Genomic DNA, 14276 nt, shown 5'->3' on the forward strand with positions numbered 1-14276 from the left:
AACCACAACCCACAACTGCCCTGGTCCTTCCTCGCCCACACAGGCCTGACCATCCACCCACCACACCCACCGAACTTACGAAAAGATCAGTAGGGATTTTCAGATGCGGGGCACTCATCTCACGGACGCCGGGTTCTCGCACCATGCGGCGGTGAGTCCCGCGTGGCAGGTTGGATACACCACCACTCTGAGGAGAGGGCGGCGATCATGCGAGCTCACCTCGGCGACCGACTCGTCATCGAAAGTCCGGCAACCGGCGCTGCCAGGCGCGACGGCGAGATCGTCGGCCTGCACCACGAGGACGGAACACCTCCGTACGACGTGCGCTGGTCGGACACGGGCGAGGTGACGTTCGTCTTTCCCGGGCCCGACGCCCACATCCGCCACCTGGAGCACGGACGACCCAGGGCCGCACGCGAGGCACAGCCGGACACGAGTGAGGCGGCAGTTTCGTCGGCTGTCCCACTGAGCGAGGCGGCCAACCCCGGCGACATCGGCCGACGCGTGGCCGCCGAGCGCCGCAGGCTGGGAGTCAGCCGGGAGGAAACGGCCCGCCGTGCCCGGATATCGCTCAACTACCTGACTTACCTGGAGGAACACCCCGCCGACCCGACCCTCGCTACCCTCCTCGTGCTGGCCGGCGCACTGGGCACCACGGTCGCCGCTCTGCGCGGCGGCGGCATCGACCTTCCACCTGGCCAGGGGCATGCGTTGCTGCACCCTCAGCTACAGGACCTCGGCCCGGAAGAATGCCGCACCCTGCTCTCCACACACGGCGTGGGACGCGTCGCGGTATCGGCGTCCGACGGCCGCCCAGCGGTCATCCCGGTCAACTACGCGGTCATCGACGACGCCATCGTCTTCCGGACAGCGCCCGGTTCCGTCACCGCTGCTGCCGCGCACAAGGAGGTGGCCTTCGAGGTCGACCGTGTGGACGATGCCCTGAGCCAGGGGTGGAGCGTGCTCGCCGTCGGCCCCGCGAGCATCGTGACGGATCGCGAGACCGTGCGCAGACTCACCCAAGAGGCTTACACCAAACCATGGGCGGGCGGGGAACGAGAGATGTGGATGTCGATCCGGCCCACGAGTCTCACGGGCCGGCGGATCACTTCCACCGACGGGTAGCCCCGAGGTCTCTTCGGGCACACGCTGCCGCATCGAATACCGACTCACGCGGCCGTCGCCCTGGCACACCTCGTCCGGCCGTGCCGCGATCCGAGAGCCGGGCGGTGTGGAGCGGCGAGTGGCCGATGGTGCGACGTTCCCGATGACACGCCGTCCGTCGCAGGCATGGGAGGCCGCGTGCGTGCCCCGTCTTGGGACGGGCTCCGGCAAGGCGTTCTCACGGGACGGGCCCGCAGGGTGTGCCGGATGGACCTGTCCGGCCCACCCTGTGGGTCAGTAGGCCCAGGCCCGGGACGGCTCATGCGGTGCAGTATGGAGGTCAGAGCACTTCGAGGAGGCTCGTCGTCGCGTCGGATCCGGGAGCCGGATGTGATTCGCCGTCGTGGTAACCCGGCGGGCCGACAGCGGTCAACGGCGACCGTGTCCCCGGCCGCCTGTGCCATTCAGCGGAAGGAAGTGTTGGCCATGGCCCGGCACACCAGCGCAGAGAAGCTCTGCAGCAAGCAATGGAGCGTACGTCTGGACCTCTTCGAGGAAGGCGACCTCACCAAGGTTCACGCCGTCCTCAACACCGGCGACACCACCCTGCAGAGTCGCACCTACGCCAGGCGTAACCCTCACGACACACCCGTTCCCGAGATCGGTGACGAGTTCGCCGTCGGCCGGGCCCTGGTCGACCTCGGTAACCAGCTGCTCCGCGCCGGAAGAACCGACTCCGCGCCGGGTGACTTGGCCGCGCCCGGTTGAACGAGCGTCAAGAGCAGCCGCCCCGGCTGGCGGGCAGGGAGAGTTCCGCCATTGCCGGGCGATACCTGCCCAAAGAGCTGTTCCTGCAGGACTCAGCCGCAGTCCTGGCACCGTCCGGCATCCGACACGCTCGGGATGCATCTGTATGCGGCCCGACTTGCCGTGCGGCACTCACCTGCGGGCTGCGCACCTCGCGGGCGCGGCTGACCTGCACCTAGTGCTGTGGCCGGAAAGGTTTGCCGGCCACAGCACTAGGTGCAGGGACGGCTGTTGCAGTACAGCTGCAATGAGCGACGTCGGTGCGGCGGCCGACGCGGGATCGGTGACGTGGCTCGTCGATCTGCCCGCCTCCCTTGTCCGACCTTCAGGTTCGCTCGACGCTGAGGTTGAGAAAGTGGGCCGAGCACGAGATGCACGGGTCGTAATTACGGACCGCCCGTTCGCACAGAGCGGTCAGCTCCGCGTCGGTGGGGTCGCCCTCTTCCAGGCGTGCCTGCACGACGCGGCGGAGGTCCTCCTCGACCGCACCCAGGTTCTGCGCGGTCGGCGGGACAAGGTCGGCGTCGGTGACGGTCCCTTCGGAGTCAAGGGTGTAGCGGTGGTACAGGAGACCGCGCGGCGCTTCAGTTGCCCCGTGCCCGGTACCGGCTCGTGAGGGCACGTCGACGTAGGGGCGCGGCGGGGCTTCGTAGGCGTCGATGATCCGCAGTGCCTCGTCGACCGCGTAGAGCACCTCAACCGCTCGGACGATGATGCTGCGGAAGGGATTTCGGCAGACGGTGCCCTGCCGGGGGTCGTCGAGTCCGGCGTCGTGGGCGGCCTGGAGGGCGATCGGGGACAGCCAGCGGCCGTTGATGGCGTACCGGGCGAGTGAGCCGGTGAGATGGCGGCGGTTGTCCAGCAAGGAGTGGAGGGCGGTGGAGTGGGGTACCTGGCTCTCGGCGACATGGGCGCCGAAGTCGTGGACCCCGAAGGTGCGGGTGGGCAGCGCGCGGTCGGATTCGGGGGGAAGGCCGACGGTGTGTGGCGCGGCCATGACGGTCGGGGTGCCGGATTCGATGGCGTAGGTTCCGGGCTCGGACAGGGCGAACAGGTCGTTGTCGCATCCGGCGTCGGGGAACTCGAAGCCGGCCACCCACCGCACGGTTTGGGCCGCGTCGTCGCGGGCCCGGCGCAAACGCTCTGCCAGCGGGCGCAGTTCGTTCGTGGTCGGGGTGCGGTGGAAACCACCGAGGCGGACATTGATCGGGTGGATCGCCCGGCCGCCCAGCAGTTCGAGAATCGCGTTGCCGGCTTGTTTGAGCCGAAGACCGCGTTCGATGTCGGCGCGCCGGGTGCGTGCGAGGTCGATGGCGCTGTCGCAGCCGAAGAAGTCGGGCGCGTGGAGGAGGTAGATGTGCAGCGTCTGGCTCTCGATCCATTCACCGCAGTAGAGCAGCCGGCGCAGCGCCGCCAAGGGCCCGTCGACGACGGCACCGCAGGCGTCCTCGATCGCCCGGCAGGCGCTCATCTGGTACGCGACCGGGCAGATCCCGCACACCCGGGAAGTGATGTCGGGCGGCTCGGTGTAGGAGCGTCCGCGCAGGAATGCCTCAAAGAAGCGTGGAGGTTCGTAGATCGCCAGGCGTGCCTCGGTGACCTTGCTGCCGTCCACGCGCAGGTGCAGTGCGCCTTCGCCCTCGACGCGGGCGAGCGATCCGACTTTCAACAGCCTTGAGCGGCGGTGGGTCACTCTTCCAGTTCCTTCCGGGAGGCCTCGTCGAACTCGGGAGCGGCGGTATTGAAGGTGCGCAGCACCCGCACCACGTCGAGGGTGTCCATGCCATCGCGACGCAGGAGGGGGATGAACGAGGGGAAGTTGGTCGAGTTGGACGGCCCGAAGCAGCCGTAACAGCCGCGTCCGTACACGGGGCAGAGCGCACCGCATCCGGCGTGGGTGACCGGCCCCAGGCAGGGCGCACCGTGGGCTACCGTCACGCATACCGTGCCGCGCTGCTTGCACTCGAAGCAGACGCTGTGCGCGGGTACGTCGGGTTTGCGTTCGGCCAGGTAGGCGGTGATGACCTCCACCAGTTGGCCGCGGTCGATGGGGCAGCCGCGCAGCTCGAAGTCCACCGGGACATGGGCGCTGATGGGTGTGGAGGTGGCGAGCGTCTCGATGTATTCCGGTCTGGCATAGACGACAGTCTGGAAGTCGGCGACGTCCGCGTAGTTGCGCAGCGCCTGGATGCCGCCCGCGGTCGCGCACGCCCCGATGGTCACCAACCGCTTGGAGACGGCCCGGATGTGCTGGATCCGGTCGATGTCCTGTTGGGTGGTCACCGATCCCTCGACCAGCGACAGGTCGTACGGGCCCGGTGCGTCGGCGCTGGAAGCCTCCAGGAAGTGTGAGATCTCCACCCTCTCGGCGATGCCGAGGAGTTCGTCCTCGCAGTCCAACAGTGTGAGCTGGCATCCGTCGCAGGAGGCGAACTTCCAGACGGCGAGGTTCGGGCGATCGCTCGCTGCCATTTCACAACTCCCTGACCATGATAAGGGGTTGGGCCTTGGTCCAGCTGAGGACGGGGCCGTCGCGGCAGAGCAGGAGGGGCCCGAGCTGGCAGTGTCCGCAGTGTCCGGTGGCACAGTGCATATTGCGTTCCAGTGAGACCCGGATCTGCTCCGGATCGACGCCGCGGTGCACCAGTTCGCCGGCGGCGGCCCGAATCATCGGCTCGGGGCCGCAGATGAACGCCGCCGACGCCCCGGGGCTGAAGTCGGCCCGGTCGAGCAGGGTCGTGACGACGCCGACCTCGCCCTGCCACGGCGGGTCCGCGCGGTCCACGGTGGTCAAGACCCGGGCGGCCGACTGCCAGCCACGGACGTCCTCGGTGTAGAGCAGTTCGTGGGGCGTCCGCGCTCCGATGAGAACGTTCAGCCGTCCGTAGCGCTCCGGTGCGGCGAGCGCGTCGCGTACGAGCGGGCGCAGCGGCGCCAGACCGATGCCTCCAGCCACGACGAGCAGGTCGTTTCCCGCTGCGGCAGAGAGTTCCCAGCCGGTGCCGAACGGGCCACGCACCCCGACGGTGTCACCACGCCGCAGCCCGCTCAGCACGCCGGATACCGCTCCGACCGAGCGGACGGTGTGCGTCAGCCGCCGCCCGTCGGTCCCGGAGACCGACAACGGGATGTCGCCGACGCCGAAGGCGTACACCATCGCGAACTGCCCAGGAGCGAAGGGCTGCAGGGCAGAGCGGACCGGTTCCAGGACGATCGTTGCGGTGTCGGGCGTCTCGGCCTCGCGTTCCACCACCCGGTACGGAGTGGGGACAGTTCCCGGCCGGGCAGTCAGTGGTGCGGCAGCCGTCATCACGCCTCACCGGCGGGGGGACCGTACAGGTCGAGCAGGCGGATTCGGGTGGACTTCAGCCGTCGTGCAATCACCTGCGCAACACAGTTGGTCAACGCCAAGCCGAACGACGGATCCTCCTCACACGCGGCTCGGACCCGCTCCGCGTCGAACTCGAACGCCGAAACGGTGCTGCGGGCCTGCGCGCCCAGGTGCCAGCGGTAGGGCTCGAACAACCACGACCAGCCCAGCAGATCGCCTTCCCCAAGGGTCTCCAGGACTGCCTCGCGCCGGCCCGGAACGTGAATGTCGAGGGCAACGAGCCCGGAACGGATGATCCAGAACCGGTCGGCGGCACCGTCCTCGTCGAAAATGCGGGTGCCACCGGGGAAGGAGACGTCGTGGGCGAACGTGGTCAGCCGCTCGCGGTGGCCGGGCGAGAGAGCACCGAGAAACCCATGGCGGACAACGGTCATGACGGGCCCTGCCCCGACTCCGGCCGGGTGGCCTCGCGTTCCAGGTTCAGCGCATGGGCCTCCTCGGTGATGTCGATCCCGACCGGGCACCATACGATGCAGCGCCCGCAGCCGACGCACCCGGAACTGTCGAACTGGTCATACCAGGTCCCGAGTTTGTGGGTGGCCCACTGCCGGTAGCGACTACGCGAGGAGTTGCGGACCGGCCCCGCCTGCAGGTGGGAGAAGTCCAGGTCGAAGCAGGACTCCCAGCGCCGCCACCGCTCGGCGTGGTCTCCGGCGAGGTCCGTGACGTCCTCGGTGGTGGTGCAGAAGCACGTCGGGCAGACCATGGTGCAGTTTCCGCAGGTCAGGCATCGGGCAGCGACGTCATCCCAGCGCTCGGCCGTGAGCGTCTCGCGCATCAGCACCTGCAGGTCGACCAGCGGCATGCTGCGACCCATGCGCTCCGCCGCGCCGGCGACACGCTCGCTCGCCACGGTCCGAGTCGCGGCGTCGGCGGGACGGTGGGGCAGCTCGGCCAGGACCGACTCTCCCTCCTCGGTCCCGGTCCGCACCAGGAAGCGGTGGCCGTCGGAATCGAGCACCTCGGTCAGCGCCAGGTCGTAGCCGGGCCCCACGGCCGGCCCGGTGCCCATGGACACACAGAAGCAGGTCGCACCCGGCTCGGTACACTCCGCCGCCACCAAGAAGGCCCGCTCGCGACGCCCGCGATACGCCGGGTCGCTGTACATCCCGCCGGTCAGCACCCGGTCCTGGATCGCAATGGCCCTCAGGTCGCAGGGGCGCACACCGAGGAACGCGTACGACGGCGGTGGTGTCCGGTCCTCGGCCACCATCAGTTCGCCGTCGGCATCGCGATCGGCCGTCCACTGCCGTTCCCGAGGTGGGTGCAAAAACGTCTTCCAGGACTGAGGGCCCGCGCTGTGCGCGAACACGGCATCGTCCTCGCGGGCACGAAGCCGATAGATACCTGCCTCCAGCTCGACTCCCCAGCCGTAGGGGAGTTCCGCGCCGCTGGAGATCTCGGACAGGACGATCGCCCCATCACGTACGGTCGGTCCCACGACCGTACGACCGCGCCCGGCCAGAACCGTGATCAGCGCCTCCAAACCGTCCTTGCCGATCACCGCGGTCATGCCGCCGTCGTCCGCCATCGCCAACCTTCCGACGCCGCCGATGATGCTTGCCCGGCCAGTATGTGCACGGACCCGCTGCCCGGCATGGGCCGCCCGGCCCCTGCATAGTCCAGGTGGCTGTGTACGTCACCCTGTACGGGCCCCCGCGCGGGCCGGTACCACTGGCGAGCCCGTGCGGCGGGAAGTGGTAGAGACGTGAACCTCACTACGCGGATCGCTGTCATCGGTGTCGGGAACGAGTTCCGCCACGACGACGGTGTGGGTTTGGCCGTCGTGGCCCAACTGGCAGAACGGGCCGAGGAACGGCCACTGCCGAGTGGAACCGCCCTTCTGGTGTGCGATGGCGACCCCGCCCGGCTGATCACACTGTGGGAAGACGCCGACTTCGCCATCCTGGTGGACGCCGCACACGCACACCCCGGGCTCCCCGGTCGGCTGCATCGCCTGAAAGTGGATGACGGGCAGCTGTCACAGACAGGCACTGCGACAAGTTCCCACGGGCTCGGACTCGTCGATGCCGTCGAACTCGCCCGCCAACTGGACCGCCTGCCCGGACAGCTGGTCGTCTACGCCATCGAGGCAGCCAACAGCAGCCTGGGCACCGGCCTGTCAGCACCCGTCGCAGCCATCGTGGAGCCGCTTGCCGAATGGATCGCGACAGAAATCTCGCTGCACGCAGGTCCTGCCAACAGCAGGTAAGTGCGAACTGGCTGCATGCCGCCGAGCCGACTTACATTCCCGGTCTCCCGCTGACAGGGCCATCGCCAAGGGCCGGTCGGCCCATGCGGGCCGACGGACGGCCCCGACAACGGCGCAGGCCGTCGGGATTCGCCACCAGGCGGGGCCAGGTATGCATGGCGCAAGAGGCCCGTCCCACCGCCAGGGCCCGGGTGTCGTAGCGATCACGGCCCCTCGTCCCTCGCCACCACGGCTGATCGGCATTGTTCTTGCGGCCGTACGGCCGGTGCGCTGCCAGAGGTGCGGCCTTCTCGGCTGTCTGCGCGCTCCCGGAAGCCACACCGTCGTGGTGCGGAGCAGGTCCTCGCGGCGGCCGTACTGATCGTCGCCGGTACTCAGCCTCTTTGCCCTACCGATGGGCGGCCCGAATACAAAGCTGCCAAGAGGCCGCAGGCGTAGGTTGTCAGCAACAGCACGGGCACGTGCCCGCTCGGTGCGAAGCCACCGATGGCCAGCCTGGTCAACGCCGGCACGACGGCTCCCAGGGCACACAGCACCAGCACCGGTGACCACCACCCGGCCGCTCCCTGTCCCGCGGGCAGCAGACGCAGCGGCTGCCGGGCCCGCATCACGCCTGCGGTGATCGGCACCAGCAGCGCTGCCAGAAGGGCGATCCAGGCCGGGCGCAGAGCCCACCACCGGGCCGATCCGATGGCCGGCTGAGGCATGACGCCGGTGGGATAGAGCGTGACGGCCACGAAGAACACCGGCATGACCTGTAGCAACAGGGTCAACCAGCAGCCCCAGCCGACGTACTGAAGAGCGTCGAGGCCAGACAGATGCCCACTCCGATACGTGACACTGACCAGCAGCCAGTGGCCCAGCACCACCCCGCCCATCGCACACACACGCAGAAGGTCCGCACAACGGTTCCGTTCCACCCGACTCCTCCCATGAGATCGCCATGCCAGTCGTCGGCGTACGGCTGACTGGTCTCCGTGTGGATGCGATGTCAGCGAGTGATCACCCGTCCGCAGTTCCGCAGCCGCGGGACGGGCGATCGTCGGCGCCTGCGCCGAACCGCGCGATGTCCGCAGGCCAGGCTGAAATGAACAACACCTCAAGCCCCATGGCACCCCCGAATTCAGGCAAACGCACCCGAGAGATCAAGTGGTACACCTCCACCAGCTCGCGCCGCCGGAAGGCAGTGGCCAGGACAGCGGTCACCACGAGGCGCCCACCCCCCAGCCGAACCGAGCCGCGTGACGGTGCCCGGTGCCGCCCTGTCGCTGGTTCCCGCTCGGGCTGATCTTGCTCCAGGGAAGCACTCCGAGGTACAGAGGTACATCCGAGCGGCAGAACCTCTTCCGTTGTCATCCGACGGTGTAGGGACGCATCATTTCGTTGTCTTCGTGTTCGAGCATGTGACAGTGCCAGACATACCGACCTGCCCGGTCGAACGTCGCCTTCAGCCTCGTCACGGCACCCGGGTAGGCAACTGCCGTGTCCTTGAACCCCTTCTCCCACGGCTCCGCAGGCCGGGCAGCACGACCGGCCTGTTGCCGGTCGAGAACTTGGAACTGGACTTCGTGGACATGGATCGGGTGTGCGTCCTTCGTGAAGTTGTGAATCTCCCAGATCTCGGTCGCGCCCAGGGCCGGATTCTCCGTAACGGGGTCGTCCCAGCGCATGGGCACAGGGGCCCCGTTCCGGTCCAGGGTACCGAGCAGCATTTGCCGGGGGCCGACATGTGGCAGCGACGCGGAATTCTGTTCACTGAGGGAAAGGCGTCGGATACGGCTCGCCTTGCCCAACGGTTCGAGCGGCGGAAGAGACAGCTGGGACGGTGGCACGGTCGTGTCCGGTGAGGTGAGTGCTTGGATGACGAACTTCATGACTTGCCCGGTGGTGGCAGGGTCCGCCGGGGAGTAATCCGTACCTGCCTTCCCGCCCTGGAATGCTTTGTCGGGGCCCTCGTTGATCAGATACAGCTTGGTCCCGACCGTTATGGATGCGAAGTCGACGATTACGTCGGCGCGCTCGGCGGGAGCGATGAGCACCTGGTCGCGCCATACGGGCGCGGGAAGGAAGCCCCCCTCGCTGCCGATCTGGCAGAAGTGGAGGGCGGGCGTCGCGGGGCGGTCGGCGAGTGGGCGGGTGACGATCTTGAGGATCAGATACCGCGAGTTGCATCCGTTGAGAAGCCTGAAGCGGTAGCGGCGCGGTTCGACTTGGAGGACCGGCCAGGTGCTCCCGTTGGTCACCATCGTGTTCCCGAAGAACTCAGGGTTCCAGATCGGGGGGATGTCGCTGTCCGGGATGTAGGGGCCCTTGAATCCGTCGAAGGCAGTGCGTCCGGCCGGATAGAACAAGCTGCCGTCGACGTGGAACGAGCGGTCCTGGATGGCGAGAGGGATCTCGTAGTACTTCCGGCCGGGCGGATCACCGGCTCGGGGCGCGGGACCGGGCAATGCCCCGACGGGAAGGTCCGCGGATCCTCCCCGCAGAAGGTAGAACCCTGCCAGTCCGGCATAGACATTCAGCCGCGTGACGCCCAGGGCGTGATCGTGGAACCAGAAGGTCGAGGCCCTCTCCGCGTTAGCGTACTGGAACACGGCGTCCCCCCGGCCCCAGGTATCGCCGAACCGGTCCTCGAACTTCTCCTTGAACTCCTTGTAGAACGAGCCGACTTCAGCGTATCCCGCAGGAAGGTCAAGCGCGCCGGGAAGGTACCAGGCTTCGGTGTAGCCATCGCTCTCCTCCGAGTTCCGCCCGCCATGCAGGTGCGTCACGATCGGCACCGGGCCCGTGTACGGCCCGGGCGTCGAGCGGAATCCGGGACGTGAGTCCCGGGCCGGTGTTCCGCCCGGAGGGTTCGCCCAGTGCAGTGTGGGGTCGACCGGCAGTAGGTGCGGCAGGTAACGGCCTTTGCGGTCAAGCAGCTGGTTCTTCCACCTCACCCGGACAGGCGTTCCGGCACGGGCCTCGACGGTGAAGGCGGGGTAGTGGAAGCTACGCGTATGCAGGGTTGATCCGTACCCCCACACGGTCGTCGCCGGCAGGCCCGGGGGCAGCACTTGCTGCCGGAACTGTCGCACGCCGATCACGTAACGGTCGATGTGATCAGCGATGCCGCCTCCAGCCTGCGGCATGACGGACGGGACAACCAACGGCGTAACGTATTTGTCTACTTCTCCCGGATCCAGAATGTCCTTGCCGCTGGGCTCGAGGAGGCGCGAAGTCGCGTAGGCCGCCGGAAGGAGCGCGAGCGTTCCGCCGATCGCCGCCTGCACGACACGCCGTCTCGTGACCACGTACATCCTCCACCGATTCGCGGACACCATCAGGTGTCGCAGCTTGCAGATCCTCGCGGTCCGGACAGTGCTCCACGGGACGTATCTGACGACCAGCGCGTAACCATTGTCCGAGTACCGGGCTCGGACCCGCGCATGCCGAACCCCCAAACGCTGCCCTTGGCGAGGTTTTTTGATTTCTTCTGTGCGCATTTAAGTCGCTATGGATGCCGGAATCGCGTCAGGAGCGAGGAAGTACGCCTCCTGTCACCCCATTGGTTCGGAGTCGATGACGGGCAATCAGCTGACTGGAACCGGAAGGATCCTCTTCAACTGGTTACGGCCTGATTCGCAAGGCACAGGGATGGCGCTGTCAGTTGGCTGGCCCGTGGGTGATCTCCGGGTTGATCACGTTGGGGAAGCCGTCTGTGGTAGGTGCACCGCCGTCGCACAAGGGGCGAGGAGGCCGCGCTGCCCCAGGTCGGCGGAATCGTCGCTGCCGCACGCCGCGCGGTCGGCAACCCTGCGCCGACCGGTCCCGGCGAGGCGGAACGACAGGGGAAGCGGTGACGGGGGAGCAACAGGGTCACAGGTGTGGGCCAGGGGTCTCGGTTGGCCACTGTCCGGGCGGGCTCCAAGACGCGGTGATGGCTGACACCTCTGAGCCCTCTTCGGCCTGTCCTTCACCTTCGCCCTGGTGCTCCGTGCAGCTGCGACCGGGAGGCGGAAGGGTGAGGTCGGCTTCTGGAATCGAGAGGCTCTGGCGCATCAACAGGTGCGCTGAGTGACGGGGGGTGACAACGAGACGATCCCGCTCCTCGCCGCCCTTGAACGGGGGACCAGGGGACCGTGAGCCATGACCTGCCGAGCCCGGTTGCCGGGGTGCGGACGCGATGATCTACTCGAAGAAGTAGGTGCGTTGGAGCACTCAGCCCGGTAACCCATGGAGCATGGCGCAGAGCGCCGCCTTTTGGCGCGCACCGGGAGGGCCGGGACGCGTCGCCGAGGGTCCTGACTTTTTCAGCTCACGTGGTGGCCACAAGCCGCGCTTTCCAGCCATATGAGAGGAATACGGTAATGGCATCCTCAGCCACCGGCAACCGTCCCATACAACGCCTGCGGCACGATCTCGCCGAGGCGGCGGCCGTCACCGGAAAGGCCACCGCGGCTGCCGTACGTCACCCGAGGGCGACCATTGACCGCGCCAGGAAGATGACTCGGGCCCTGCCTGTGGCATGGCACTCGGTAAAGCCGTCGCTGACCGGCCGGATGGACGACTGGCGGCGCGAGTACGCGTACACACTGGGGGAACAGGCCTTCGTCTACGGCTTCCCCTATATCTACAACGCCGTGCTCCGCCACCGCTGGGTGACCCAGAAGCCCGAGACGGAAACGACGCCCTACGCGCCCGTCAACCACTTCTGGCATGCGAGCAGGCTCTGGGACGCCTCGGACCGGGAGGGCGTGTCCCCCAACAACGACACGCTGTACTCCTGGGCGTGGGTGGACCTGCGCGAGGAGCCCCTCATTCTCTCGCACCCGGACATGGGCGACCGCTACTTCACCTTCGAACTGGTCGCCTTCACCTCCGACAACTACGACTACGTGGGCATGCGGACGACGGGATCGGAGGCCGGCGACTTCGCCCTCATCGGCCCGGACTGGACCGGAGACCTCCCGCAGGGCGTGCGCCGCACGGCGACCGCCCCCACTCCGTGGGTCCTGGTGGTCGGGCGAACCCTCGTGGAGGGCGTGGACGACCTACCGACCGTCCACGCACTGCAGCAGCAGTACCGGTTGACGCCGCTCCACCTGTTCGGTGAGGAGGGCGTCACGCTCCCGGAACGCCGCGACGTACCGGTACCGGTCGACCCCGCCCAGGATCCGCTCGGGCCGTGGAAGACGCTCAACGCGGCGCTGGCCGAGAACCCTCTGCCGAAGCACCACGATGTCCTGCTCCGGCAGTTCGCGGAGATCGGCGTCGGTCCGGGGATGGACGTCGAGGCACAACCGGAGCCGGTGAAGGAGGGCCTGATCCGGGCCGCCGCCACCGCCGTGCCCATGCTTGAACAGCAGCTGCTCAGTGGCCAGTGGGGCGAGCTCATCAACGGCTGGCGGTACCCTCCCCCGCAGATCGGGCACTTCGGGGACGACTTCCTCAGGAGGGCCGCGGAGCAGTCCCTGGTGGGCGTCGCCATCAACGATCCCGAGGAAGCGGTCTACCTGGCAGCCTTCACCGACAGCGCTGACGAAACATTGACCACCGGCCGTTACGAGCTCCGCTACGAGGCGGGGACGCTGCCTCCGGTCGACGCGTTCTGGTCGCTGACCGTATACGACGAGGATCGGAACCTGGTCCCGAATCCGATCGACCGGTACTCCATCGGAGACCGCACCCAAGGGCTGGTCAGCGACGCCGATGGCGGCTTGACCCTCTACCTGCAACCGGACTCACCGGGGCCTGGCCGGGACTCCAACTGGCTGCCCACGCCGCAGCAGGGCATCTGGTACGTGGCACTGCGCATGTACCTCCCAAGGCCCGAGGTCATCGACGCACGGTGGCACTGCCCTCCGATCACCCGTGTCGGTTGACGGGAGGCAGGCCGCCCAGCTGCCTTCGCAGCCTGGGGCGGAGTCGGCCGGGCCGTTGAGGAACTATGCCCGTCCAGATCGCGCGGCCTGGCTCGACGCATGGCGTAAGTGGTCGGAAAGGGAACGCATCGACCGGCCGTACCGGGAACTTCAACAACGGCTCCGCCTTCGCCGGGCTGAGCGCCCACACCGTCTGGTACAACACCGCTCTCGGGCTCGCGATGCTTCTGGGCCGCTTCCTGCAAACACGTCTTGCCGGCCCCCGGTGCCGTGCCCAGGTACAGATGCAACCGGTCGCGCATGACCGTCACCACCAGGAAGCCCGACTGCGAACGCGTTCACTTCGAGCATATGCAACCCCTGCGGCGCGGATCCTGATGACTTGCGCCAAGACCACGCTCTGAGGGCTGTGGCTGTGGAGAGGGACGTACACGGTGATGTTCGTACCGCCCGTCTGCCGGGCCGACGGGCGGCGGCGGTGCCTGCGAGGGCTCAGACGTATGGGAACTCAATCCGCCGCTCGACGCGCCTCTCTTCCGCTCTCGGCCGCCGCAGGCAGGCTCAGCACGGCCGTCAGGCCACCACCGGTCGTAGCTTCCCACCGCAGTTCGCCACCGATCAGCTGCGCGAGGTCCGCGCACAGGCGCGGCACCAGACCAGTGACCGGAACCGGGACACCAACGGCCTCCCTCGCCTCGACATCGAGGGGACCGTGATCGGCCAGACCACCGTGCGCACCGTCGTCGGCCGTTCGCTGCTCGACCAGGTGCTCACCGACACCGAGACGCTCAATACCCGGATCAAGGACATCCTCGACGGCCTCCCCCAGCGATGGGGCATATACGTGTTGCTGGTGGAACTGAAGGACATCGAGCTCCCGGCCCACCATGCAACGGGC

At 67.8% G+C, this 14276-nt stretch carries 12 protein-coding genes and 1 pseudogene; 5 read left to right on the plus strand and 8 right to left on the minus strand.

The genetic code is table 11. From position 1 onward, the window contains the following. Positions 1-207: 207 nt before the first annotated feature. Together ACWCXX_RS30080 and ACWCXX_RS30085 are read left to right on the plus strand one after the other, a co-directional pair. Positions 208-1125 carry a pyridoxamine 5'-phosphate oxidase family protein gene (locus ACWCXX_RS30080; RefSeq protein WP_451132701.1) on the plus strand — a complete coding sequence of 306 codons (918 nt, stop codon included), beginning with the start codon at positions 208-210 and terminating at the stop codon, positions 1123-1125. A gap of 465 nt (positions 1126-1590) precedes the next feature. Next, positions 1591-1872, plus strand: a complete 282-nt coding sequence (locus tag ACWCXX_RS30085) for a dsRBD fold-containing protein (protein ID WP_451132703.1) — start codon at positions 1591-1593, stop codon at positions 1870-1872. 364 nt (positions 1873-2236) lie between these two features. Here ACWCXX_RS30085 and ACWCXX_RS30090 read toward each other — a convergent pair whose 3' ends face one another. The 5 genes from ACWCXX_RS30090 to ACWCXX_RS30110 are packed head-to-tail and all read right to left on the minus strand — an operon-like array spanning position 2237 to position 6833. Next, positions 2237-3604, minus strand: coding sequence for a Ni/Fe hydrogenase subunit alpha (locus tag ACWCXX_RS30090; RefSeq protein ID WP_451132705.1), 1368 nt, complete (start codon positions 3602-3604; stop codon positions 2237-2239). Further along, positions 3601-4383, minus strand: a complete 783-nt coding sequence (locus tag ACWCXX_RS30095; protein ID WP_451132707.1) for an NADH-quinone oxidoreductase subunit B family protein — start codon at positions 4381-4383, stop codon at positions 3601-3603. Before ACWCXX_RS30095 ends, ACWCXX_RS30090 begins: the two co-directional genes overlap by 4 nt. 1 nt (position 4384) lies before the next feature. After that, positions 4385-5221 (minus strand): FAD/NAD(P)-binding protein, encoded by an 837-nt coding sequence (locus ACWCXX_RS30100; RefSeq protein ID WP_451132709.1) that lies wholly within the window; start codon positions 5219-5221, stop codon positions 4385-4387. Beyond that, the gene (locus ACWCXX_RS30105) at positions 5221-5676 is read right to left on the minus strand and encodes a Crp/Fnr family transcriptional regulator (RefSeq protein ID WP_451132711.1); all 456 of its coding nucleotides are present in this window, start codon (positions 5674-5676) and stop codon (positions 5221-5223) included. Before ACWCXX_RS30105 ends, ACWCXX_RS30100 begins: the two co-directional genes overlap by 1 nt. Next, on the minus strand, positions 5673-6833 hold the full coding sequence (locus ACWCXX_RS30110) for a 4Fe-4S dicluster domain-containing protein (protein WP_451132713.1): 1161 nt from the start codon (positions 6831-6833) through the stop codon (positions 5673-5675). Before ACWCXX_RS30110 ends, ACWCXX_RS30105 begins: the two co-directional genes overlap by 4 nt. Positions 6834-7010: 177 nt before the next feature. On the opposite strand from ACWCXX_RS30110, the gene ACWCXX_RS30115 reads away from it, so the two are divergent. Then, positions 7011-7514, plus strand: coding sequence for a hydrogenase maturation protease (locus ACWCXX_RS30115; RefSeq protein WP_451132715.1), 504 nt, complete (start codon positions 7011-7013; stop codon positions 7512-7514). Positions 7515-7888: 374 nt separating this feature from the next. Here ACWCXX_RS30115 and ACWCXX_RS30120 read toward each other — a convergent pair whose 3' ends face one another. Next, positions 7889-8392 carry a hypothetical protein gene (locus ACWCXX_RS30120; protein ID WP_451132779.1) on the minus strand — a complete coding sequence of 168 codons (504 nt, stop codon included), beginning with the start codon at positions 8390-8392 and terminating at the stop codon, positions 7889-7891. A 474-nt stretch (positions 8393-8866) separates the two neighbouring features. After that, the gene (locus ACWCXX_RS30125; protein ID WP_451132717.1) at positions 8867-10807 is read right to left on the minus strand and encodes a multicopper oxidase family protein; all 1941 of its coding nucleotides are present in this window, start codon (positions 10805-10807) and stop codon (positions 8867-8869) included. 1056 nt (positions 10808-11863) lie between these two features. Between ACWCXX_RS30125 and ACWCXX_RS30130 the strand changes: the two genes are divergently transcribed. Beyond that, positions 11864-13378 carry a DUF1254 domain-containing protein gene (locus ACWCXX_RS30130; protein ID WP_451132719.1) on the plus strand — a complete coding sequence of 505 codons (1515 nt, stop codon included), beginning with the start codon at positions 11864-11866 and terminating at the stop codon, positions 13376-13378. Between the two features lie 152 nt (positions 13379-13530). After that, positions 13531-13620: pseudogene (locus ACWCXX_RS30135) on the plus strand (potassium-transporting ATPase subunit KdpA); the annotation flags it as partial. A 266-nt stretch (positions 13621-13886) separates the two neighbouring features. Here the strand turns inward: ACWCXX_RS30135 and ACWCXX_RS30140 are convergent. Continuing rightward, entirely contained in the window at positions 13887-14267 is a 381-nt protein-coding gene (locus ACWCXX_RS30140; RefSeq protein ID WP_451132721.1) for a hypothetical protein, read from the minus strand. Positions 14268-14276 lie beyond the last annotated feature (9 nt).

The sequence above is a fragment of the Streptomyces sp. NPDC001732 genome, from assembly GCF_053596315.1.

Excerpts from the sequence above, each read along its gene's own strand:
- ACWCXX_RS30130 (WP_451132719.1), top strand. The coding sequence starts at position 11,864 with ATGGCATCCTCAGCCACCGGCAACCGTCCCATACAACGCCTGCGGCAC.
- ACWCXX_RS30110 (WP_451132713.1), bottom strand. The coding sequence starts at position 6,833 with ATGGCGGACGACGGCGGCATGACCGCGGTGATCGGCAAGGACGGTTTG.
- ACWCXX_RS30095 (WP_451132707.1), bottom strand. The coding sequence starts at position 4,383 with ATGGCAGCGAGCGATCGCCCGAACCTCGCCGTCTGGAAGTTCGCCTCC.
- ACWCXX_RS30140 (WP_451132721.1), bottom strand. The coding sequence starts at position 14,267 with ATGGTGGGCCGGGAGCTCGATGTCCTTCAGTTCCACCAGCAACACGTA.
- ACWCXX_RS30105 (WP_451132711.1), bottom strand. The coding sequence starts at position 5,676 with ATGACCGTTGTCCGCCATGGGTTTCTCGGTGCTCTCTCGCCCGGCCAC.
- ACWCXX_RS30120 (WP_451132779.1), bottom strand. The coding sequence starts at position 8,392 with ATGGGCGGGGTGGTGCTGGGCCACTGGCTGCTGGTCAGTGTCACGTAT.
- ACWCXX_RS30085 (WP_451132703.1), top strand. The coding sequence starts at position 1,591 with ATGGCCCGGCACACCAGCGCAGAGAAGCTCTGCAGCAAGCAATGGAGC.
- ACWCXX_RS30100 (WP_451132709.1), bottom strand. The coding sequence starts at position 5,221 with ATGACGGCTGCCGCACCACTGACTGCCCGGCCGGGAACTGTCCCCACT.
- ACWCXX_RS30080 (WP_451132701.1), top strand. The coding sequence starts at position 208 with ATGCGAGCTCACCTCGGCGACCGACTCGTCATCGAAAGTCCGGCAACC.